Genomic DNA, 22,223 nt, shown 5'->3' with positions numbered 1-22,223 from the left:
TTTACAAGCTCCTCGTAATTGCGTCCTTGTAAAATTATGCTACGGTTATGCGTTGGAAGCAATATCTAGTTTTAAGACACGCCCTAATGAATCTAGAGTTATCCAAATCATAAAGCAATATGTAGAAATGCCTGTACCAAACTTAGAAATTATCGATGAAGGGGTATCGAAGTATTCCTTGATCAAAGGCAACCCTATTTTTAGAAGTAATCTCATGACCTTACATGTAGACCACTTCAATTTGTTTGCTGAACAGATAGGCAAGTTTTTATCTCAGTTACATTCTATTCCTCTAGGTGAGATACAAGAATACGATATAAGTGCCTTTCCCGGTAACGGTACAAGGGATTCTTATCTGGAGTTATATTCAAGAATCGAGGAAAAACTATTTCCGCATATGAAGAGTTATGTCGTTGAACACATAAACCATATTTTCGAGCCCCTATTTATTAATAAGAAGTTTCTTGATTATGACCCGGTATTGATACACGGGGATTTAGCTCCGTACCACATCCTAAAATCATCCAACAAAGTTGTAGGCATAATTGATTTTGGTGTTTCCGGCACCGGAGATCCAGCCCATGATGTTGGTGTGATTCTTGATACATTAGGGGAGAGAATCGTTAATAGAATTAGTCATTATTATAAAGGCATTAACACATTTATCGATAGGTCAAGATTCTATGCTAATGTCTCGTCAATACGATGGGCACTAATCGGGTATGAAAGCAACGATGTTTCTTGGCATTTAAATCACTTTTTCACCGCTAAAGAAATAAACCCTTATAGGTAAGACAAAAAGAGCGGAAGTCCATGAGATTGTTTTCTCGTCTATGGCTGCCGCTTTTTATTATTGGGCCAGGGTTCCGTCTTATAATCCAAAATAACCGCAGAAATGAAAAAAGACACCCGATAAGGTGTCTTCTACTTTTCTCCATATAGAGCCGAGGCAGTCGAACCCCTGTCCGAAGATAACGGCACATAAGCTTCTACGAGTGTAGCCACGGATTTTGATGTCACCCTAGAATCGCCCTGACTATCGGTTTGCTGCCGGCAGTTCCATTCCTTTCTTCCAAATCAGAATCGGATCATCCGGTGCACCGTAATAGATGGCCGTAATCTCCACATCATTTCCATGCGCCTTCTGGTAGGCCCTTACACTCACAGGATTGACGTATACCCCGCCACTGGCAAGACTCGAGACAACATAATCCTTCGATTTGAGTAGAGTATGGACAGGGGTTATATAGTAACTCCCGTCATCTTTAACGGTATTTTTCACACGATTGAAGGTATACCCGTCATTGATTTGAATATTAAAGGCAATTTCACCACTTGGTATGGTTCTTATATTAGAAATAGTAATGTGATCGGATGCCACCGGTATGAAGTTCCATCGGAACAGACCGAAGTAGCCAAGAATCAAGACTCCACATACGGAAGCAGTCACCAGCATTCCTTTCAAATAAGCCAGCGATTGGGTACGGATCCAAATCCTTTTAATACTGCGCAGCCCGTTTCCCTCCAGTTTATTCACTTCCATCTCTTGTATGGGCAAACTCAGGTTAGATTTTACCTGTACCAGAGAAGCGCGGCAATCTGCACAACCAGCAAGGTGTTCTTCCATGAGTTCCCTGCTGGCTTCGCTGCATATGTCATCATAGTACAGGGGAAGCAGGTCTTGAATAATGTCACATGAGATTCGGCTCATCTTTTATCCTCCATTAGCAGATTCTGTATCTTCATACGGGCCCGGTGATAGGTCACTCTTGCCCAGCTCTCCGTTCGGCCAAAAATCTGGCTAATATGATCGAAAGAAAGTTCTCCAAATAACCTTAGCATAAAAACCTCCTTATACGGCTCCTTCAATCCGTGCAGAACCTTATGAACATACAGAGCCTCAGTCTGATTAATAAGTTTTTGCTCCAGGTTAATACCGGCTTCCGCTTCTTGCTCAGCCATCGGAGCGTACCTCCGCTGCTTGTCCATATAGGAGAAATAAGTATTTTTCGCAATCTGACACAGCCAAACACTCATTTTGCAGTCCCCCCTGAACTGTTCAATTCGCTTCAGCGCTTTAAGAAAAGTCTCCTGTGTAATTTCCTCGGCGATCTGCTCATCTCTGCTTAATGAAAGCACAAAGATATATACATCTCGGAAATATTGATCATAGACTCCCTCTAGTTCATCTAATTTGTCCAAGGGTTCACCACCTTACATATATAAGACTAGCTAAACAAAGAAACGTTACAATGAATTTATGTTTAGTTCCATTTTATCTCTTACTGAAATAGTCTTTACGAATGATCAAAAAGAAAGCAAGCGGCCGAAAAAGTCGGTTCGTTCACATTTTACGGGAAAAGCTGGTGGAGTGACATTACCATTTTCAAAATATCAACCGTATTTTATCCATCTTCTTCCTTGTATGGATAAACAAATTAAACCAATAAAATAAAATTTGTGCAAGCATACTCGGCATGCAGATTCTGAGAGTTTCCTAAACCATATCCATAAAACAAAAAGACACCCCTAAAGGTGTCTTTCACTGATACTCCATATGGATCCGAGGCGTGGACGTGCAGAGCTACAATTCGGCGGAGCGTGATGCTCTTCAACAAGCCTGGCCGTTTCCTCCTCGAAACAATGCCTCATCCTGCTAACCATGAAGCCATCTATTGAACTATCGTTCCCGTTAGCGGTACAGTTTATAAATCGAGAACCGGAACCGGTCCGTCCATCCAGTTCAGCTGGCTATCCATCATGAACTGAACCGTCCAATGATGCTCTGCCTGATACCAGTTATTAAATTCCACAATACTCTTGTACAGATTTTCTACGGCTTCCGGCGTTCGTTCTTCCAGTACCCGATGGATGTCCGTCAACAAATTCTCAGGCTTCTTTTGGGCCCCCTCTAGAACCTGTAAGAACCACTTATAAGAAGGGAAAAGTGTTTCGTTGTGTAGCAAAATCAACCGACCTGCGAAAAAGACATAGTGGGTCAAACAGTAGTCGATTAATAAACGATTGTTGCGTTTCAGTCCTTCGTAATAATACCATTTCCAGGTTTCGAATTGTGCATAGAACTTCTGCATGTTCTCAGTCTTTTTCTCCACCGGATATCGGGGAGCATCATGGACCAACCGTTCCAACCCCTCGATATTGGAATAGGTGACGAACGCATCCTGGAATGCGAACTTAGCAGGATCGCTGCCGGATTCGGCCACTTGCTTGATGTAGGAAGCGGATACAACTTTCCCGTCCACATAACCGCCTTCATAAGAACAGGATTCCGTTTCGAAATACCCAAGATTATGGATGGAACAAGCTTTCTTGTAATCCTCTTCGGAAAGGACGATCATAATGTCGATATCAGAGGTTTCGCCCGCAAAGCCATGCGCCACGGAACCTCCGATGATAATCCCTTGTACGTCGGGTCTGGCTTTAAGCTTGTTGGTGATGGCATCAATGGCAGCCTGATGATGGGGATACATAATACATCCACTCCAATATAATTAATATAATCATTAATTAGTAAGCCAATACGTTAATTATAAGTAAATAATATTCCACTTTTGAAATTCCCGCAATCCCCCGAATGAATCAATCGTCTTATAGATAACTGCCCGTTAGTTTAGTTCCATCTAAAAATCAACCAAGCTCCAAAAATCTAGTGATTATCAACCGACCAAATTTGCCATTTGCACGAGCGGCTGATCAGCCAGAAAGCACCAATTCCGATTAGTAGCAGGAGAATTTCCACAAACCACAAGCTGATTTTCCCTGGGTACGCCTGATAGAGAGCCGGAGTGAAATCAATAAGAGCATGCAATAAAATGGCATACACCAGAACTATTTTCCTCTTTGCACGCACTGCGTACAGGACAATAAGCGATAGAGCAATTTGAATAAAAAGTGCGGGTATCCGTTCCAAGCCTCCCAGAAGAAACTCATAAAATGAAGCATTCAGCAGCTTGCTCTTGATATCTGCCAATACATCGGGTGATGCTTTCCCGCCCAGTGACTGCTCAAGCTTGCCCGTATTTATCATTACGGCATATACGAGCGTCTGAATCGAGGTCATTCCGGAAATAAATATCGCTTCAACCCCCCTCGCCCAGTCCGTATGCAATGCCATCTCTTCGTTTCCGATTATGTTTAAGCAGTAAGCGGAACCCGAAATATCTGCCGGCCTCTTCAAAAATCCCAGCTACCAGTGCCCCATACACTGCGAAAAGTAACGGATTGGCGAGTAAACCATGTGGCCGCTGTTTTTATTATAGGTCCAGGGGGCTGTCTTATAGTCCAAAATAACCGCAAAAATGAAAAAAGACACCCTTCAAGGTGTCTTCTACTTTACTCCATATGGAGCCGAGGGGAGTCGAACAAGCGTACTCTCGTTTCTGTAGTTTATTACCATGTACCATATTCTCTTACGTAGTACGGGTTGTGAGCGTTTTTAAATCTTATATCGTGTTAGCTTATATGGTAGAATATTACCCAATTTTTAGCCCTTGGTCTACTGAATGTCTACTGCTTCGGACAGGATTTTGGATGTGCGAACCCCAAATTTTACAACGTGTTATTCTGTTTTCATCTAATATTGCGTACCTAAAATACGTCCCCCTCAGAGAGCTTATTCACAAAAATAAGCCCGCCACCTATGTGACAGACTTATTATTGCGTATTTAGTTCATAACCATGCTCATCGCCTCAAGTGCTTTTTTATGAGTCTTATCGAATATATGGGTATAAATCCTACTTGTTGTTCCGATCTCCGAGTGTCCAAGCGCTTCTGAAATAGCTTTCAAGTCAAGTCCTGCATTATAAAGAACACTTGCAAATGTATGCCTTAAATCGTGCAGTCGGATATGAGGCAACTCTTGTTTCTCGAGAAACTCCTTGAACTGTTCTGTAACTGTGTTTACACGGGCGGGCTTCCCATTTTCACGAACTACAACATAACCAGTATAATCATAATAAGTACCCAGTGTCTCCTTTTGCCCAATCTGATGCTTGTAATGCTTCATTAGTAAATTATACAACTCATCTGCCATATGCAGAACTCGGTTGCTATTATCCGTTTTAGGAACTTTATCGAATGTTTCTTTTCCAACAGTAACACGAACGGATACGATACGAATTACTCTCTTCTCAAAATCCACGCAATCCCACTTCAGCCCCATAATTTCGCTTCTTCTTAAACCCAAGTAGCTCGCAAGCAATACAGGCAACTCAAGCTTCGTGTCCTTTACCTTATCAAAAAGAAGTTTGAGCTGGTCTTTAGTATAGGCTTGACCAATCGACTTTCTCTTTTTGGGTAGGGATACTGCATCCGCAACGTTCCTGTATACAAGTTGCTGCTTCAAAGCAAAGTCCAGCATCTTCCTGATTACAGCATGATGCCGATGTACCGTGTTGGGCGACAGATTTTTAACATCCTGCAACATGGTGTAGTACTGCTGGATCTCTGACGGTTGCAGTTCCTGCACTTGCTTACTCCCTAGCGCTGGAATCAGATGATTGTAGATTACGTTCCTATAACCAGACACCGTTGTTTTCTCACAATTATGCTTAACATAATTATCTAACCAGTATTCAAGTGCCTCTACAACGGTCATTTTATTGCGGTTAGCCAGTAAGCTTCGTTGCTCATTGTACTCAAATTCTGTTTTGAGTTTGATTGCCTCTTTCTCTGTTTTGACCGTTTTAGTTGAACGTTCTCGCTTACCGTTTGCATCTTTCCCATGTTCAAAAGTCACTCTGAACTTATTCTTGATCGGTTGAATACTCGCTGGCATAGTCATTCGCCCCTTTTCTTTTGAATGAAGTGATTATTATTAGTTAAGTTCAATGGTTCCGTATTGATGCTCCTGAAGAAAGTTATTTAGACCAGCAACAGGAATAAGAATTTTGTTACCGATTTTGATTTTTGGAAAATCGTCTTTGCCGACAAGCTTGTAGACCGTATTTCTCCCTAATGGCAAAATACCCATAAGTTCATTAACCGTGTAGTATTGCTTTTGCATATCTCGCATCGTAAACCCTCCTGTTCAGACAAACAGTTGTCTATTGTGATAACATGATTTCCTTTGTTTTTCAAGCTCATTCTTTGATTTACTCTATTTTTCTTATTTTTTCGTTAGATAAAATTAATTAAGAAAAATATTAAAAACGTACTGAATTGTTAATTTTTAACATAAAGTCACCTTTACTACCGCCACACAAATCCCTTAGAAGCGAGTGGCCCTGCGAACAAGACATTGTCAGCCACGTACACGACTCTCCCATATATGAATCGCAGCAGGCTTCTCTTAGGCATTATCCTCCTTCCATTTATTTTTTCTGCCACGGGTCTCATTGTTTGGCGTGAATGTTTATACCACCCTATAAAATACATGGGCGCTCATGTCTGCTTAGAAAAATATTTGTTGACCTCCAGCCACAAGACGGCTAGCCCCCTAATGAACCGATCTTCCCCCCCAATCGCGTTTAATTGATGTGAATGTTTGTACTACCCTATAAAACCCATGGGCACCTATGTCTGCTTAGAAAAATGTTTGTTGACCTCTTCGCCCCAAGACCGCTAGACCCCTAATAAACCGACTGCTTCCCTCCTATCGCATCTAATTGATGTGAATGTTTTTACCACCCTATACAGGCTTTCAGCGAGAATATGCATAAAAAAAAACAGAGACCAGTTAGAACGCTACATAGCATCTAACTCAGTATCTGCTTTAGCCAAAAAGATACGAATATAGCGTTTACCCCACCTACATAACGATACGTCTATTCCGCAGTAAAAGAATTATGTCCGTTACAACAAGCTGAGAAAAGCTATATAAAAAATATTAAGAGAAGGAATATTGACCCCACAACGTATTAACAACGATTTTTCGGAGGATTATCGGCAGCAATCATTTCATGTTTCTTCAATAATGAGAGTTCACGATACAGAACGGACTTAGAAACCCCAGTGATTTCGCAAATTTCCTTGATTGAATGCGCTCCAGCATGGTGAAGTTTGATCGCTTTGGCACGTAATTGCTTACTCGTAGGCTTTCTTCCACCGACCCGACCTTTACTGCGAGCAGCTGCAATTCCTTCGGCTACTCGTTCACGAAGGTTATCACGCTCAAATTGACTCATGGCGGCAAAAAAGGTAAGCATCAGTTTACCGGCAGCGGTTGAGAAATCTAAATTTTCTTTTAAGGAGATGAAGGTAATATCCCGCGACTCCCAATCATTAAGCAATAACAGCAAATCAGAGGTGGAGCGCGAAAGACGACTTAACGATTCGCATATGACCGTATCACCGGCACGTAGCATCTTTTGTAGATCTTCCAGTATAGGTCGCCGAGCCGCAACGCCGCTCACTTTTTCTAGGTACATGTCGGACTCTTCAACCCCGTACTCTTTCAACATAGAAATTTGTCGCTCTAGATTTTGCTCGATGCTGCTAACACGGCCATAGCCAAATATTTTGTTGTTCAAGATGAACTTACCTCCCCGTATCATATTTTCAGACCCCTACAGATATCAAAGTCTAGTCGAGAGACTAGAAAAAACATCCCACTAACCAGTTTAAAGGGAACCCAGACGCTTAGAAGCGAATACCGGGAGTCCCGATAACGGGGTTAACGGGAAGAAGCTTGTGGGAATAGTTAAGGGAAGGAAAAACCCGCTATTTAAGCTAAATTAACAATGCCGCTCTGATTCCCGCAATCAATAGTTTTTGGGAACCGCAAATTAAAAAGAAGCCTCCCAAAAAGGGAGGCAGGAAGGAACCAAAAAAGATTAACGATTTTTAATATTCAGAATATCGTAAACCTGTACAGTTGCAAATTTACCGGGACGCTTGAGAACCGGAAGAATCAGCTCACCAAAATGAAAAGCATTCTGCCAAGAACCCTGAACCTTTTCAACCGCAGCATTGTCCAGTCCCCACGCTTGAGCCAGTACATCGCAATGCAGCGAAGTAAGCAAACGCCGAGCGACCCCGTTTTCCATAAACTCAACCTCTACCGCCCCAGAGTGCATTAGAGAAATAAGGTAATCAATGTAGTGCGCAATCGCATACATCGGAATAATAATGGTTCCGTTCTGCTGGGCGCGAAGGCGCTGCTGAGAAACGTGGAATCCGCCATAGTCCAGCGCCATCTTCATTACATTGAAGTTCCCAGTTTTTAGTTCCTCATGCGTAGGTGTAAACTGTGGAGTGTAATCCACGTAACGTCTCGTCTTAACCAACTCGGGGAGCATTGCCTTGTACACGGCAGAAGATTTTGTAGCAAAGTAGCTTTCCTTCTGTCCCTTGCGTATAGTCTCAACATAGCACAGTGAGCTGTTCAGTAAATACGAGTCAACAAGAGACTGGGCGTACTGCCGTTCAATGCCAATCGGTAACGGAAGACCCATCTCACGAAGCAGAGCGGCACTATGCAGAGCAATAGCACCTTTCAGCGACATATTCCCAGCTTTAATCTTCGCAACGTCCAGTACTTTAAAAGTAGTACAAGGAGTATTCCTGAAATTAAGCAAGCGGCCCCTCAGACTACGCTGAGCGAGATGGTCATGAAGACCGTTGTCACTTGCTAGAAGCTGTGTGATTGGAGCATCAACATAGTTAAACAATTCAGCCATAATTAATACCTCCCTTTCGTTCTTAAGGAGAGTATTTTTATATGCGTAAAAATTTTCCAAGGTTCATGAACTATCAACAAGATGATGAAAATTGTAAATATACCAGCACGAGCTATTCAAGTGAACCATACGACCATAGATAGAAAATCTACAGCCGCACATGAATTTTTAACTTTTAATTTTGAAATTATTACCCCACAAAAAAAAACAGGCTATATAACGTGAATTTACGAAACAAAATAAGCACCCTGTAACTAAGGGCGCTTATTTTTAACTTTTTATTTCTCTTTATTTTAACTGTAATTTAAATCTTCGCGATTAAATGGAGTAAACAAATCGCTGTTTACAGGAGCAACATCGTCCCAGCGACCGTCATTAGTGGTATCCGGGTAGTAAACAAACTCCCTAGACAAGCTGTTCTTTTTACGCGTCTGAATTTTATCTACCACAAGGTTATCTATACCATAACTTGTATTGTCTTTGTCAGAACGATAAATCCGAAATTCCTGTTGCTCGCCCCAAGTCCAATAATGTTTTTCCCAGCCATACCACATAGCAGTAACCAAAGAGCGGCAAGTTACCGTTTGTCTCCCCCACTTGTCCCCAAATGGTGATGGGAAATTGACACAAGCCCGCATGCACTTCACATGCAATTTAAACCCTAGTTCAGCCAGTGCCCAGGCATCAAACCTATCCTCAAGCTGGGAGTAGACCATCGTCGACTTGTAGTTTTTGTACTTCACGAAAATAATTACATTACCTTCTGCGTTTACGCGGAGGCAGAGCCCTTTCCCCGACCCCGAATATATTAATCCGTACACATCGATAAAAATCCATACCCCACGAGCACGTGTTATGAAACAAGACTGAGATAGTCGTTTCGTCTTCTTCTTTAAGTGGCCCAAAAGCTGCTTTCTATCCTTTAAATAGCGAGTTTTTCCCTTGCCCATTTTAAGCACCACTCCTTATTTCAATTCGACTAAGATAACCCCGAACAGAGCGTAAAGTCCATACGTACATTGAGCCTCTTACAATAGACATGCGATACCAAAAGCAAAAAAATACCGAGTTACACTTGTGCAGCCCTACAAACAGTCACCCCATGGCTTATTAGGTCATAAAAATATAGAACCGTTAGAATGTAAATACGTACACTGGCAGCGGAGCAGCCTCTTTTCATTACCGTTCCTCTCGCCTGAACATTGTTCAGAACCATCCCAACACTAGACATATGAGCAGATTGAACGTAGTAATCCGCCCTTTACTGCGGATGTCCGCAGAGTGAAAATAAATACCGCAAAGTTAAGCCCATTAAGTCGTACCGCGTAGGTCTGCGCTGATTTCGCATTCCTTGCTGCTTGACTTTTAAGCTTTGCATCGAATCACACCTCCCAAGAGTTCGTATGTTAGTACACCTAAATATTTAATATCTGCTGCCACCTCCCCATAGATTGGTTTGTGTCAGACTCTTTAAAAATAAAAAGACCCGTGCACAGGTAATGTGCACGGGTCCAGCATAGGGTGTTTAGTGGTTTTGGTGGCATTCAGTGGTTTCGGTGGTTTTTGCCACCGTTTTACTGGTTTAGCAACGAGCGCAGCTGGTTCTAAAACCAGTGTTACCCCTGCGAATAATCAACCCGGCATACCAAATCCTCTAGGGAAGATGGTAGTTTGAAGTTAATCCATAGGAATTCGGCTTTACGCTGCCCTCCGCAAGAACTGGCCACAGGTGTGTCCTTCAAGTACAGCTTGTACCACCCAGCCTCAAGCAGAGGATCGTATAGCGGGGTGTCGTACCCACTAAGGGCAACTTTCATTTGAGTATTTAATAGCTGAGTTACCAGTTGCCTATGGTCCGCTGCTGACCAGGAATGTGCGTAATGATTTTCCCCTTCCATTGCTGAGGGAACGTAGGGTGGGTCGATATAAGCGAAGTAATTACTGTGCCTCTGGTGTAAACGAAGTACTTCACGGCAATCCCCATGCGTAACCTCGACCCCTTCCATCGTGGAGTAAAGCTGTTCCAATCGGTGGATTTTCCGATAGTAAGAATGGCGGCGGTCTAGGTTATTAACCCTTGTCTGGTCGTAAATCGTCATACATGATGCACGGCTAAGTCCAGCTAGAATGAATACGTCCGCTGCGGAAGTCACCTGGTCTAACGGGTACTCACCATGATTAATCAACCTATCCGATGCGTATTCTCGCGCCGCCTGCGCCTGTAAGAATACCTCCTCGCTACAGCCGCGCTCCTCCAGCGTGTCGATTAAACGGTAGAGCAGATCATGGTCACCTAGACAAGCGAAAAGATTGCATAAACCTATGTCCATATCGTTATAAGAACGGTTTTTAAAGAGGGATTCATCTAGATTTAAGAGCATTCTGCATCCGCCGCCGCAGACTTCTAAATAGCCATCCAGCTTGTACGCACTTGCACACCACTCAATCACCGGGATGATATTGCCGACTAAGGCATATTTCCCGCCAATATAGGATATTGCTGAAGCGGGGCGTTGCTTGGGTTTTCTTTGCAATTGCGCAGAACTGCTGGCCATAGTCCCCACCTCCAGTTTTATAAGGTGCTCAATCCGTTCACTCTAAATATATAAAAGCGCTTGACGGCCTTGCTTGTCACGTTAGGTTTGATCGGCTCTTGAAGACGGGCTTGCTTGGTGAAATGCAGTAAAAGCTCCTGATCCCGCCACCCCCGTGCGATTTCCAACAGCCGAATTATTTTAGATTCGCCTTCCAAGTTTAAAAATTCTATTAGTGCGTCCGAGGTCACTCCTACTGCGTTCACCCCATACTTCTCTACGTATTGCTCAGTATCTAGGATAACCCCGAAGCATTCCCCAGGACGGTATTCGTCACTGCTGACTGTTGGGAACGCCTCCAAATTATTTAGGATACAGTCCTCAACCATTGAAAACAGTTCGTTGCTCTCATCAGCACTAGCCTTGCCCTCCATGACACTGAGCAGATTGGGCACCCGTTTAAACAGACCGTTAATTTTGAGGTATTTTACATAATCTATAGCCTTGTGGAACTCGGCCTTCTCCATGCAGCCGAATACATTGAGATCCCTTAAAAAAATATCAAACTGTTCACGTAATTCAATCACCAAAAAACACTTTGATGCCCTACCTTCTAGAAGGCTCATGAAATTTACTGAGTATGTAAGTTCGGTATAGTTTGGATGTTTGCCGTAGAACAATTCAATATCCCACAAATCCCCTACAGGGTTCGCCATTGGCTGCTTGTCACTTGTAGTAACTCCCCGATCTTTAACAATTGTTAGCCTGTTCATATTCATACAGTATGCACCTCTTCATTCCGTAGCTTCTTATATATGATAGTATCAAATATTTCCTTCGGTTGGTATCGCAAATTAAAGCCATGGTGCTTCAACGTTAAATAGGCGAGAAGAGTTTGAGTAGGATAGCCTCTCCGGCAGAGAATTTACAGATAGATAGAGGGCCAGCCCAATTCTAACCGGCGCTACTGGAAAACGGACCTACCGTATCCTCAGAACAATTTATACGGAGTAGATGGGGAGCGTGTTATTTCAAACATATGTTTAAACCTCAAGCATCTGTGCCTCAAACAGTGCTGAATCTTGAGCGTCAACCCTAAACTTATTAAGGAGCTTCTGTTGCAATGTCCATAAATAAAAAACTTTTTTGAACTAAAATTCGCTTCACATCCTCAAAGGTCGAGTTTTACGAGCAGAGAACTCGACCTTTAAAGAAAAAAGCCCTCTAACTAAGTAGAGAGCTTGAAAAGAAATGGAATTAGGAAAGACAGCCAGTAAGTGAGCCAGCAACTAACCTTTCAGTAGTCAGTTAAAGACTAGAGAGTAAAACATTATAAAAGGCACTCCTACCTACAAATCTAATTTTAAAAATTTCTACACCTGTTAGATTTACAGTTACAGACATAATATCATCTGCAGTTTTTGTACTGACCTCTTTAATTAGAGTTTCTGTACCATTCTTATCTACATTATAGAACGAAACTTTAGCCTCCTCCTTAGCACCTAAAGTCGTGTAAGGAATAACAAACTGCGCGTTCAACTGACTATATTTTGACTTTAGCATATATGTATAAGTAGCATCGTCTGAATAAACTAAACCCGATGCTAACCGATTAAAGGGAGAAATCTTAAGATCTAATAAAGCAAACCCAATTCCAGCATCGCCAGATTTTAAGACCGAGCCATTTTGTCCATAAGGAGCAATGTCAGCAATATCAGTCTGTGCCGCTGTTGGTTCTTGTCCTACATAAATAGATGATGAGTCCGCATCCCATTTAACAGCCTTCTGGTTATTTGTAAGGGCATTAGATAAAGCGCGAAGCGGCAGGTAAGTCGTTCCATCATAAATAAACGGTTCAACTGCTTTACCAGCAGCATCTGTGGGTTTGACCAGATTCCCGTCCACAAAGAGTTTGATCCCCCCCTGCACCACACTAATAGTAGTTAATTTTCCGGAAGCAAAGGCAGTACCTATCAATGAACCAAATAAGGCAACAGTGACCGCCCCCATCGCAAACCCCTTAATCTTATCCCGATTCCATTTCAACATAGTTCCCGTCTCCTCTTGAGTTTTTATAGTATGTATAAACAAATCCAAAATAGTATTACAAACCGCAGCTTTTTAGACCAAAAAGAGAATTGATATGACCCACAGTATTAACCCCAACTTTGCAACCGAGCTGAAGGAAACCATAGAATCTGTTCGCTTGCCAGTACCCGATGCAATAATATTAAACAAAACATTCGACATAAAACTAACACCAAATGAACCTACTCCTGTTGTTATAAAAAAAAACTAGAAACTATTGAGCAACCTCCATATCTAATTCATTATTATGTAATAATTTTACTTTTTGTTGAATACTTTATCTGTTGTGCTTAGTATAGCAGATTGATAATTGACTTAAAAGGAGTAATTCCTCTTGAGTCAGCCCATCCTCAAACAAATTATCGGGAAAACTATTAAAGCAATACGTATGAAGCAAGGCCTGAGCCAAGAGGATTTGGCAGATAAATGCGATGTAGATCGATCTTATATCTCTATGATAGAGGTAGGGCGTAATGAGCCCTCGGTCACAAAGATATTTGATCTCTGTAAGGGACTTAATATACGGCCCTCTGACTTTTTCAAGATGATAGAGGGAGAATATGAGAATAATCAAAATAAAGGCTAAGACAGCAAATAAGAGCGGGACGTCAGGCATGCTAGCCTACGTGCCGCTCTTATTATAGTACTGCAACCTTTATCTTAGCTCCCTTAAATTTTCGCCACTTATAAGCCCATAGCAGACCGAACAAGACGCATTCCATCCTCAACTCCTAGAGTATACAGCCACTCCTTCTCCAGTGAACTCCGGTGGTTCAAGACCGCCTCCCAAGCTAACAGCAACTCTAGCTGCTTATCTGACAAGCCTTCCCTGAGAGCTTTCTCAACCACACCGCCTTGTATTCTTAATTGCTCGGTCACAGCCTGTTTTCCAGCTAATCGAGCTAACTCATTAAAGCGTTGTTCAAAAGCAGGTTCAAACCAGTTTGGCCAACTACGAGTCTCCATCTACTTCCCCTCCACGGCAACAAGCGTTTGTATATTACCGTGAAAATACAATATTTGTCAACAAACTTTAATTCTCCGGTTTGTATCTTGAGCAATACTGCCATATCTTATCTATTCATCAATATTACGCACTCAACATGACTAAAGTACTTAATAATGGAAAAAAATAAAATCCCTTTGATAGAATTGCTATAATTGTCTCTAGGAATCCAATTATTCTGCGTTTCCCTTCAACACCATCAACAGCCGTATTTTATATACTACTACTATATGGAATTGTTTTAATATAGCTTTCTATACTTTCCCAATCAGGTATATAGCCACCATACTCGTCCTTAATCAATTGTCCATTCCTATCTTTTTTTGCTGGTAACTTCATAGTAGAATGTATCATTCTAGCTGGTCTCCACTTTCTTCCATAACACCATTTAGATTTTTCTTTTTCAATTAATGGAATGAGAAAAAAAGCTATATATTTATTCAAAACGTGATTCTTTAAATATATTGGATTAACATCATGACTACATGTGAATTCATCTTCTTGATAAAAAGCATATCCAACACTTGCACCATTATTAACGACAGTAATACAATTACCTTTAAAAATTTTCTTATCAGGTTCTTCAAAATCCGTACTACCATCTTTTTTGTATAGTGCAATATCATCTAAACTATATAATTCAGTTATTCCGTTATTCTCTCTACTAGCACCAATAAAAGGAATGTTTCCAGGAATCTTGTGTTCTGGTTTTTTGTTATAATAACCTTTTTTAATATCAAAGAGTTCACTGTATTTGAAGTCTTTCCAATCTTTTGGATCTATTGAAAAACTTTGTTCGGCGAATGCATTGGATAAATTGGAGTAGTCCTCGATTTCGATATCTAAGAATTCTTTAGGGATACTTGTAATATCAGGTACTAAAATATCTTCCAAAGTTTTATTCGCTTGCCTTCCATAGTTATACTTATATCTATTTGCTCTAAGGCAAAGACAGTAAAAGAGCTTTATTTTGTCACTCATTGGAGCACAAGGAGTTAGGTAATATAAATCTCTACCAGAATAATAGGGTTCAAATTGTAGAAAAGCCGTCAAAACTCCGTTACCCCCAGTTGGAACTGATATCGTACCTGCTGGGATTGGTTCAAGATCAGCTATTTTCTCGACAACTGCGGATACACCATTATTTTTAGTAGTTCGACTTACAAATTTAACTGCATTTTTATCTTCAGGTGAACATAAATTTAAGGCGTTTAATTCTAAATTAAGTCCATATTTCACAATAAATAACTCACCTAATCTCTTATGACTCATCTTCGTCCACTACCTCTACTGTTATGCCAACCTTTTTAAATGTGGCATAACGTTTTAAAATATTCTCAAAGTCCTTTGCATTTAAAGTTGAATAATCTGTTTCCATATATGCTTCTGCACACCACTCGTCATCATATTCCACATGCTGTTTAACTGAAAAACCTACAATTTCTTCAGAATTAATATATGCATCCTTAAACCTTTTTCTTACTTCTTTCCATCTGTCAAAAACATCAATTCTCCCCTTGTTTTTCCGCTTAACAAATCCATCATCTTTTAAATAACCAAACCAAGATTTATAACTGGAGTTAGATTTAAAAGCATCAAATACCATTATACAAGTTATTACTCCGACTGGATAAAAAACCTCATCAGGCATTGAAATAACTGCTTTTAATGTATAATTATTAAGCAATCTTTTTTTTACAGCCTTTAGTTCTTTCTCATCCTGTACTGCGCAGCTCATTTGAACAATAGCAACTACTCTTCCGTTTTGAGGTGCAACAACTTCCAATGCCTTTTCAACAAATCTCATTTGATCAGCAGGTCCCAAATCATATGGCGGGTTTAAAAAGGATACCGTTGGTTTTTTTTCTCTAATTGTTTTGACTTTACTGTCATCAAAACAATCACCACAATCGATATTCGATTTCCCGTCACCTCGTAGCATCATGTTTGAACATGCAAAAGTAAACATTTCGGATCTCAATTCAATTCCTATTAATTGATTTTTTTTAATGTTATCTTTCGTTATAGAGTCATTTCCAGCTAATGAAAGCATTCGTTTCATTGCTGCTATTAAAAATCCCCCTGTACCACAACAAGGGTCGTAAACTATATCATTAACTTTTAAATCTGCTAGATCACAAAACAAATCGGTTATGTGAGAAGGAGTAAGGACTAGCCCTTGCTTCTGTTTGCTAGCAGCATAACGGATAAATTCCGTGTAAAATCGTCCTAAAATATCATATCCACTATCCTCATAACTTAATAAAGGATATACTTGGGTTTCCAAATATTTAATTGTCTCTTTAAAAAATTCTACGGAAAGAATACTTTTCTTCTTTTGTTTGAGTGTCTTTTGTCTTACTAATGGTTCATTGTATATACCTCGGTACACACCTAACATATCCTCAATTCTTCTAACTTTTGCTTTTTTCAATACTTTCTCTACAGCAGTTATCAATAGATCAGCAATGTCCTGAGAAGATTCTGAAATAGGATACGAAGCTTTAAATACATCATTTTGAAGTGCTAGTAATATCGCACTTACAAGTGTATTTCTCATTCCTTCGGATATTGAACAAGCTTGAAAATCAACATTTAATTTCACAGCTTTTTCAATAATGTTTATATCCTTTAAGTTATATGCAAACTGTTCGTTCTTAAAGGTTTTTACATAATCAAATATACTTAATAATTTGTTATCTTTAAATTCCGTTATTACCTTACTATTTTTATGTTGAATAAATTGAGTTATTTGCAGGCCTGTTTCATTATCTCCACTAACAGCAATGGAAATGACGTTGAATTCTTTTGATAAAAAATTAGAATAATGTATTGCTCCATCAACAGCGTAATTCTTAGGAATATTGCGATCTTTACTTTCATGTTTTATTGTTTCGTACTTACACTCGATTATGATTACATATTCCATGCTTTGTGAAGGGAAAGTAATTATAAATTCGGGCATCCCTGCATTTCCAGTTAAACTTTTAGAAGCTGTGGCTAAGCATTCAGCTACCCTAATGTTACTTGATTTTTGTTCTTCAAACTTTATAGAAGTAAAAAGTGGATCATTTTTAAAATGATCTCTAACAATATCTTCGGTTATTCTTTCATTAGCCAATTAGTCCAGCTCCTATGGGGATAAAGTTTATACAAAGAATGATATTTTATTGATAGGTGAATAAGAACGTACATACCTATTTCAATTATATAGTTTCCGATAACATTTGTAACTTCATAAATAAAATAATCATTTATGGTTAAACCAAACAGATATAATATTTTTATGATAATGTCATGATTTTACTCAACTATCCTGTCTCAATGTTCAATGAGCGAAATGAACATTATAAGTTTAGCAGAGCAAAATAAGAGCTGCTTCCTAAGCCAACCCTAATCATAATGAGTACAAAAAACGGAGCTGCTCTTTACCCGCTCCGTTGCTGTATACACTAATACACCTCAGCTATTAGATTTTCTAACCAACAGTGAGCAAATCTCCACATGAGTGGAGTGCGTGATACCAGATAGATCCCATTTGTGTAGACATCCTGTCTACTCAGATGAACAAGAATAAAATCTCAATAATCTCATGTCTACATTTGGTCTACAATTCAGCCTACAGACAGCAAAAAACCCGCTAAATTAGCGGGTTTACACGATGGAGCCGAGGGGAGTCGAACCCCTGTCCGAAGATAACGGCACATAAGCTTCTACGAGTGTAGTTACAGTTTTGATGTCACCCTAGAAGCCCCCCGTAACCGGGTCCCCTTCGGGTCAGCCTGATTATCTTCTTCAGCTCACCCCAGGCGGAGATGAGACAGCGTATTCCACTATTTGTTAGCCCCTAGCCCTGTCACATGGACGATGCAGAGTAGAAGCACGCACACAGTTTCTTAGGCTGCGAAAGCGTAGTTGTTTTGTTGTTTGCCGTTTAATAGGCTTTAGCGTTGATGAAGCGGACGCGTCCCCACTACTCGCTACTCATGCTCGAACTATCCCCGTCGAATCCAAGAACGGCCCCTCATTAGAAAGGGCGCTTCGGATTAACGGATCAATCACAAGCACAAATGCTGATCCGGTACACAGCGATCTGACTTAAGATGGCTGTTCAGAAGCAAAAAATCTACTTACCTAGTATAGCACATTTATCAACACTTTAACACGCGGGTTAAAGGAATTGAAGGTTGAATCTGGAACCACTTCGCGCAGGTGCAGCAGTCCGTCTATCTGGCTACCTTCTGTTTGTCGCGCAGCACGCGCTGGATATCACGCTGTGCGTCACGCTTCGCGGCGGAATCCCGTTTGTCGTATTCTTTCTTACCTTTACCCAGACCAATCAGCAGCTTGGCATAGCCATTACGCACATATATCTTAAGCGGCACAATGGTGAAGCCATCCCGTTTGGACGAGCCCAGCAGCTTGTGTATCTGCTCCTTATGCATAAGCAGCTTACGTGTACGCGTAGGGTCGGTAGGATTGGCGCGGTTGCCCTGTTCAAAAGGACTGATATGCATGTTGTGGATATGAATCTCGCCATTGCGGATCGTAGCGAACGCATCCCCTATGTTGGCGCGGCCATTACGCAGCGATTTGATCTCTGTTCCTGTAAGAACCAAACCAGCTTCGTAGGTGTCCTCAATAAAATAGTCATGGGAAGCTTTTTTGTTCTGGGCGAGCACTTTCCCGTCTGCTTTTTTACCCATGAGCGTCACTCCTTGAATCGAATTCCCGGCAATCCTTCACGGACACCAGGTCTATATTGTATCAAAAGCGGAGCTGCCAGCGCAAGGAAGGATCGCTCTATGCTGCGGTTGTATGAAGCCAAATTCTTATTAAAAAGCACTGTTCCCCTAAAGGAACAGTGCCTCATATCGTTCAGCCTACGCCTTAGGTTTCTTCTTACGCTTACGGCGCCCGCTCTTCTCGCCAGTGTCAGCACCTGCCTGGCCTGCGGACTCCCCGTTGCCTGGCGTCACGGAGGGGCTAATGAACACGCCGCCTTTCTTCTTGCGGCGGCCCTTGCCCTCCGGCGCTGCACCGCGCCCTTCGGCCCCGAGGTCCTCGCGGCTGCGGAACCGTGTGCCCGCGTCTACGCCGCGCAGCTCACCGCCCGCCTGCTCAGACCCGCCACCGCTCGGCGCGCCGTAGCCGCCCTTGCCCGAGCCAAAGCCGAACGCGATGCCGCGTCCCCCGGCACCGCCACCGGCCTCCGCGCCGCGGCCTCTACCGCCCTCGCGCGGAGCGCCAGACCCGCCGGCTTCGCCCCGGCGGTCCGCCTTCGCCCCGCCTGCTGCGCCTGCGGCGGCAAGACCGCGCCGTGCTGCCGCTTCCGGCCCGCGGCCACGCTTGCGGCCGCTGCCTGCTGCGCCGGCGATGTCCCACGCCGCCGCTCCATCCGGGCGTGGCTCGGCTACAGCGCCGCCGAAGCCATCGGCCGCACCGCCCTTGCCCTTACCGGCAGCGCCGAAGCTGCCCCCTGAACCCGCGCCGCCCTTCTTCTTGCCGGCGCCGTTCTTGCCTCCGGCAGCAGCACTGCCGGGCTTGCCTTTACCGCCACGCCCCTTGCCGCCTCCAGCCTTACCGGCGAACGGCTTGCTGATGCCTCCAGCGTCCGGACGGCCGCCTTTGCCGCCCCGTCCACCGTAGCTCCGGTGATCTCCCGCCGCGCGCGGCTTCATATCAACCAGCTCGAAGTCAATGGTGTGGTCATCCATATTGACCTTGGCCACGCGGATCTTCACTTCATCGCCGATGCGGAAGACCTTGGAGGTACGCTCGCCGATCAGCGCCATATGAGCTTCATCGAAGTGGTAGTAATCATCCGTCAGCGCACTGAGGCGAATGAGACCTTCGACCGTATTATCCAGCTCAATGAACATCCCGAAGCTGGTCACGCTGCTGATCATGGCTTCGAATTCCTCGCCGACCTTGTCCTGCATGAACTCCGCTTTCTTCAGCTGCTCGGTATCTCGCTCGGCTTCAACAGCTACACGCTCACGCTCCGAGGACTGCTGGGCAATATCCGGCATCCGGGAGGCCAGGTATTCGTGGCGCTTCTCGCTCAGCGCTCCTCCATTCTCAAGGACCTCACGCATAACGCGGTGAATGACCAGATCGGGATAACGGCGGATCGGTGAGGTGAAGTGGGAATAGAACTCCGCTGCCAGCCCGAAGTGCCCGGTACTCTCGGCATCATACTTCGCCTGCTTCATGGAGCGCAGCATCATCGTGCTGATCACCGTCTGCTCCTTCGTTCCCTGAATCTGCTCCAGCAGATCCTGGAGCGCACGCGGGTGAACCGAATTCCCACGGCCCTTCACGTGGTAACCGAAGTTAGCCGCAAAAGCCATGAAGTTCTGCAGCTTCTCCGGGTCCGGGTCTTCATGAATCCGGTACAGGAACGGAACCTTCAGCCAGTGGAAATGTTCTGCCACCGTCTCATTAGCGACCAGCATGAACTCTTCAATAATCTGCTCTGCCACAGAGCGTTCACGTTTTACAATATCGATAGCCTTACCGGCCTCATCTACAATAATTTTGCTCTCTTCAAAATCGAAATCCACCGCCCCGCGCCGCATCCGGGCATCGCGCAGCTTCATCGCCAGCACCTTCATCAGCCGGAAATCCCCGATTAGCGGAGCATAACGCTCCAGCAGCTCAGGATCTTCATCCTCGACAATCTTCCGTACGTCAGAGTAGGTCATTCTCTCCTTCGTGCGGATGACACTGGTGAAGACATCGTGCTTCACGACCTTCATCTGCTCGTCAAATTCCATTTCACAGGACATCGTCAGACGGTCAACCTGCGGATTCAAGCTGCAGATACCGTTCGACAGCCGGTGCGGAAGCATCGGAATGACACGGTCCACCAGGTACACACTACAACCGCGGTCATAGGCTTCCTTGTCTAGCTCAGAGCCTTCACGCACATAATAGCCTACGTCAGCAATATGAACGCCCAGCTTATAATGACCATTCTCCAGACGCTCTACGTTGACCGCATCATCCAGATCCTTGGCATCCGCGCCGTCAATCGTTACGATATTGAGCCCGCGCAGATCACGCCGCCCCTGCTCGATAATCTCTTCATCTGTGATCGAATCCGGCGCCTGCTCTGCTTCCGTCATCACCTCAGCCGGAAAAGCCTCCGGAAGCTGATGCTTACGGATCACCGACAGAATATCCACGCCCGGATCATCCTTATGGCCAAGGATCTCAATGATCTCGCCCTCAGCCGCAGCACGGCCCTCCGGATAGTTTACAATGCGGACAACCACCTTTTCCCCGTCAACCGCACCCTTGAAAGACTCCCTGGGGATGAAAATATCCCGGTTAATCCGCTTATCGTCAGGCAGCACGAAGCCATAGGTCTCCAGGCTCTGGAAGACACCCACCGTCTGCGACACGCCTCTGATCAGAATCCGTTCCACTTCGCCTTCCATGCGCCCGCCGGACGGGCTCTTCGAGGTAATACGGATCAAGACGATATCGCCGTTCATTGCACCCTTCAGATCGTTCGCGTGGATATACACATCCGGGTGCTCCCGGTTATCGGGAATCAGAAAAGCAAAGCCCTTCGCATGTACCTGCAGCCGTCCGCGCAGCAAATCCATCCGCTCAGGCACACCATAGCGGCTGCTCCGGGTCAAAATGATCCGGCCGTCCTTTTCCAGGTCAATTAATAGAGCCTCAAAGGCTTTGAAATCGGCACTATCCTCCACGGCGAAATGGCTCACCAGTTCTTCATAAGTTAGTGGTTTATAAGCGGTCTCCCGCATGAAATCAAGTAAGATTTCCTGTGTTATCATGTTCGTCACCTCAGCCTCCTGCTGCATTCCTATGCATCGGCATACTGTATGCCTTGTCCTATTGCACAGTAATCATTTCAAGTAAAATTTACCTTTATATACTTCATACCCTAGTATACACGAAATCAATCCCGGGCATCCCTG

General features: G+C 43.4%; 18 protein-coding genes, 1 other RNA gene and 1 pseudogene. 2 read left to right on the top strand and 18 right to left on the bottom strand.

From position 1 onward, the window contains the following. On the top strand, nt 1–793 hold a 793-nt coding region (locus tag C162_RS00340; protein ID WP_156949510.1), incomplete at its 5' end, for a phosphotransferase. A gap of 243 nt (nt 794–1,036) precedes the next feature. Here the strand turns inward: C162_RS00340 and C162_RS00335 are convergent. The 12 genes and pseudogenes from C162_RS00335 to C162_RS33940 form a co-directional block, all read right to left on the bottom strand. Then, on the bottom strand, nt 1,037–1,711 hold the full coding sequence (locus tag C162_RS00335) for a zf-HC2 domain-containing protein (RefSeq protein WP_036690119.1): 675 nt from the start codon (nt 1,709–1,711) through the stop codon (nt 1,037–1,039). Beyond that, on the bottom strand, nt 1,708–2,202 hold the full coding sequence (locus C162_RS00330; RefSeq protein ID WP_036690118.1) for an RNA polymerase sigma factor: 495 nt from the start codon (nt 2,200–2,202) through the stop codon (nt 1,708–1,710). The genes C162_RS00335 and C162_RS00330 overlap by 4 nt, the downstream gene beginning before the upstream one ends. 503 nt (nt 2,203–2,705) lie before the next feature. Then, nucleotides 2,706–3,491 (bottom strand): nucleotidyltransferase domain-containing protein, encoded by a 786-nt coding sequence (locus tag C162_RS00325; RefSeq protein ID WP_036690116.1) that lies wholly within the window; start codon nt 3,489–3,491, stop codon nt 2,706–2,708. A 176-nt stretch (nt 3,492–3,667) separates the two neighbouring features. Further along, nucleotides 3,668–4,226: pseudogene (locus tag C162_RS00320) on the bottom strand (YhfC family intramembrane metalloprotease). Between the two features lie 459 nt (nt 4,227–4,685). Beyond that, nucleotides 4,686–5,798 carry a site-specific integrase gene (locus C162_RS00315; RefSeq protein ID WP_036690115.1) on the bottom strand — a complete coding sequence of 371 codons (1,113 nt, stop codon included), beginning with the start codon at nt 5,796–5,798 and terminating at the stop codon, nt 4,686–4,688. Between the two features lie 39 nt (nt 5,799–5,837). Then, nucleotides 5,838–6,035 carry a helix-turn-helix domain-containing protein gene (locus C162_RS00310; protein WP_036690113.1) on the bottom strand — a complete coding sequence of 66 codons (198 nt, stop codon included), beginning with the start codon at nt 6,033–6,035 and terminating at the stop codon, nt 5,838–5,840. Nucleotides 6,036–6,879: 844 nt separating this feature from the next. Next, complete coding sequence (locus C162_RS00305; RefSeq protein WP_063828962.1) at nt 6,880–7,491, bottom strand: recombinase family protein; 612 nt, start codon at nt 7,489–7,491, stop codon at nt 6,880–6,882. Nucleotides 7,492–7,794: 303 nt separating this feature from the next. Then, the gene (locus C162_RS00300; protein WP_036690111.1) at nt 7,795–8,640 is read right to left on the bottom strand and encodes a hypothetical protein; all 846 of its coding nucleotides are present in this window, start codon (nt 8,638–8,640) and stop codon (nt 7,795–7,797) included. Between the two features lie 293 nt (nt 8,641–8,933). Further along, a complete protein-coding gene (locus tag C162_RS00295; protein WP_036690110.1) occupies nt 8,934–9,590 on the bottom strand; it encodes a hypothetical protein in 657 nt (218 codons plus the stop codon). Nucleotides 9,591–10,256: 666 nt separating this feature from the next. After that, nucleotides 10,257–11,195, bottom strand: coding sequence for a DNA adenine methylase (locus C162_RS33945; RefSeq protein WP_051493103.1), 939 nt, complete (start codon nt 11,193–11,195; stop codon nt 10,257–10,259). Between the two features lie 17 nt (nt 11,196–11,212). After that, the gene (locus C162_RS00285) at nt 11,213–11,953 is read right to left on the bottom strand and encodes a hypothetical protein (RefSeq protein ID WP_036690108.1); all 741 of its coding nucleotides are present in this window, start codon (nt 11,951–11,953) and stop codon (nt 11,213–11,215) included. A 529-nt stretch (nt 11,954–12,482) separates the two neighbouring features. Continuing rightward, a complete protein-coding gene (locus tag C162_RS33940; RefSeq protein ID WP_051493102.1) occupies nt 12,483–13,223 on the bottom strand; it encodes a stalk domain-containing protein in 741 nt (246 codons plus the stop codon). A gap of 373 nt (nt 13,224–13,596) precedes the next feature. Between C162_RS33940 and C162_RS00275 the strand changes: the two genes are divergently transcribed. Next, nucleotides 13,597–13,848: a helix-turn-helix domain-containing protein gene (locus C162_RS00275; protein WP_036690106.1), complete on the top strand. Its 252-nt coding sequence runs from the start codon at nt 13,597–13,599 to the stop codon at nt 13,846–13,848. Between the two features lie 98 nt (nt 13,849–13,946). Here C162_RS00275 and C162_RS00270 read toward each other — a convergent pair whose 3' ends face one another. The 6 genes from C162_RS00270 to rnr all read right to left on the bottom strand — a co-directional run bounded on the left by C162_RS00270 (nt 13,947) and on the right by rnr (nt 22,079). Continuing rightward, nucleotides 13,947–14,228, bottom strand: a complete 282-nt coding sequence (locus C162_RS00270; RefSeq protein WP_036690104.1) for a hypothetical protein — start codon at nt 14,226–14,228, stop codon at nt 13,947–13,949. Nucleotides 14,229–14,481: 253 nt separating this feature from the next. Then, a complete protein-coding gene (locus C162_RS00265) occupies nt 14,482–15,540 on the bottom strand; it encodes a restriction endonuclease subunit S (RefSeq protein WP_036690102.1) in 1,059 nt (352 codons plus the stop codon). Next, nucleotides 15,530–17,389, bottom strand: coding sequence for an HsdM family class I SAM-dependent methyltransferase (locus C162_RS00260; protein WP_051493101.1), 1,860 nt, complete (start codon nt 17,387–17,389; stop codon nt 15,530–15,532). Before C162_RS00260 ends, C162_RS00265 begins: the two co-directional genes overlap by 11 nt. A 538-nt stretch (nt 17,390–17,927) precedes the next feature. Beyond that, nucleotides 17,928–18,292, bottom strand: a transfer-messenger RNA (tmRNA) gene (ssrA, locus tag C162_RS34935). Between the two features lie 202 nt (nt 18,293–18,494). After that, complete coding sequence (gene smpB, locus C162_RS00255) at nt 18,495–18,974, bottom strand: SsrA-binding protein SmpB (protein ID WP_036690100.1); 480 nt, start codon at nt 18,972–18,974, stop codon at nt 18,495–18,497. Between the two features lie 177 nt (nt 18,975–19,151). Continuing rightward, nucleotides 19,152–22,079, bottom strand: coding sequence for a ribonuclease R (gene rnr, locus C162_RS00250; protein ID WP_036690098.1), 2,928 nt, complete (start codon nt 22,077–22,079; stop codon nt 19,152–19,154). Nucleotides 22,080–22,223: the final 144 nt, after the last annotated feature.

Origin of the sequence: Paenibacillus sp. FSL R7-269, from assembly GCF_000517865.1 — a bacterium.
Lineage (GTDB): Bacteria > Bacillota > Bacilli > Paenibacillales > Paenibacillaceae > Paenibacillus_AQ.
This window is presented reverse-complemented; position numbering and strand designations above follow the sequence as displayed.

What these genes read in the sequence shown, in the direction of transcription:
- C162_RS00300 (WP_036690111.1), bottom strand. Translation starts at nt 8,640, where the DNA reads ATGGCTGAATTGTTTAACTATGTTGATGCTCCAATCACACAGCTTCTA.
- rnr (WP_036690098.1), bottom strand. Translation starts at nt 22,079, where the DNA reads ATGATAACACAGGAAATCTTACTTGATTTCATGCGGGAGACCGCTTAT.
- C162_RS33940 (WP_051493102.1), bottom strand. Translation starts at nt 13,223, where the DNA reads ATGTTGAAATGGAATCGGGATAAGATTAAGGGGTTTGCGATGGGGGCG.
- C162_RS00335 (WP_036690119.1), bottom strand. Translation starts at nt 1,711, where the DNA reads ATGAGCCGAATCTCATGTGACATTATTCAAGACCTGCTTCCCCTGTAC.
- C162_RS00270 (WP_036690104.1), bottom strand. Translation starts at nt 14,228, where the DNA reads ATGGAGACTCGTAGTTGGCCAAACTGGTTTGAACCTGCTTTTGAACAA.
- C162_RS00315 (WP_036690115.1), bottom strand. Translation starts at nt 5,798, where the DNA reads ATGCCAGCGAGTATTCAACCGATCAAGAATAAGTTCAGAGTGACTTTT.
- smpB (WP_036690100.1), bottom strand. Translation starts at nt 18,974, where the DNA reads ATGGGTAAAAAAGCAGACGGGAAAGTGCTCGCCCAGAACAAAAAAGCT.
- C162_RS00295 (WP_036690110.1), bottom strand. Translation starts at nt 9,590, where the DNA reads ATGGGCAAGGGAAAAACTCGCTATTTAAAGGATAGAAAGCAGCTTTTG.
- C162_RS33945 (WP_051493103.1), bottom strand. Translation starts at nt 11,195, where the DNA reads ATGGCCAGCAGTTCTGCGCAATTGCAAAGAAAACCCAAGCAACGCCCC.
- C162_RS00285 (WP_036690108.1), bottom strand. Translation starts at nt 11,953, where the DNA reads ATGAATATGAACAGGCTAACAATTGTTAAAGATCGGGGAGTTACTACA.
- C162_RS00325 (WP_036690116.1), bottom strand. Translation starts at nt 3,491, where the DNA reads ATGTATCCCCATCATCAGGCTGCCATTGATGCCATCACCAACAAGCTT.
- C162_RS00265 (WP_036690102.1), bottom strand. Translation starts at nt 15,540, where the DNA reads ATGAGTCATAAGAGATTAGGTGAGTTATTTATTGTGAAATATGGACTT.
- C162_RS00310 (WP_036690113.1), bottom strand. Translation starts at nt 6,035, where the DNA reads ATGCGAGATATGCAAAAGCAATACTACACGGTTAATGAACTTATGGGT.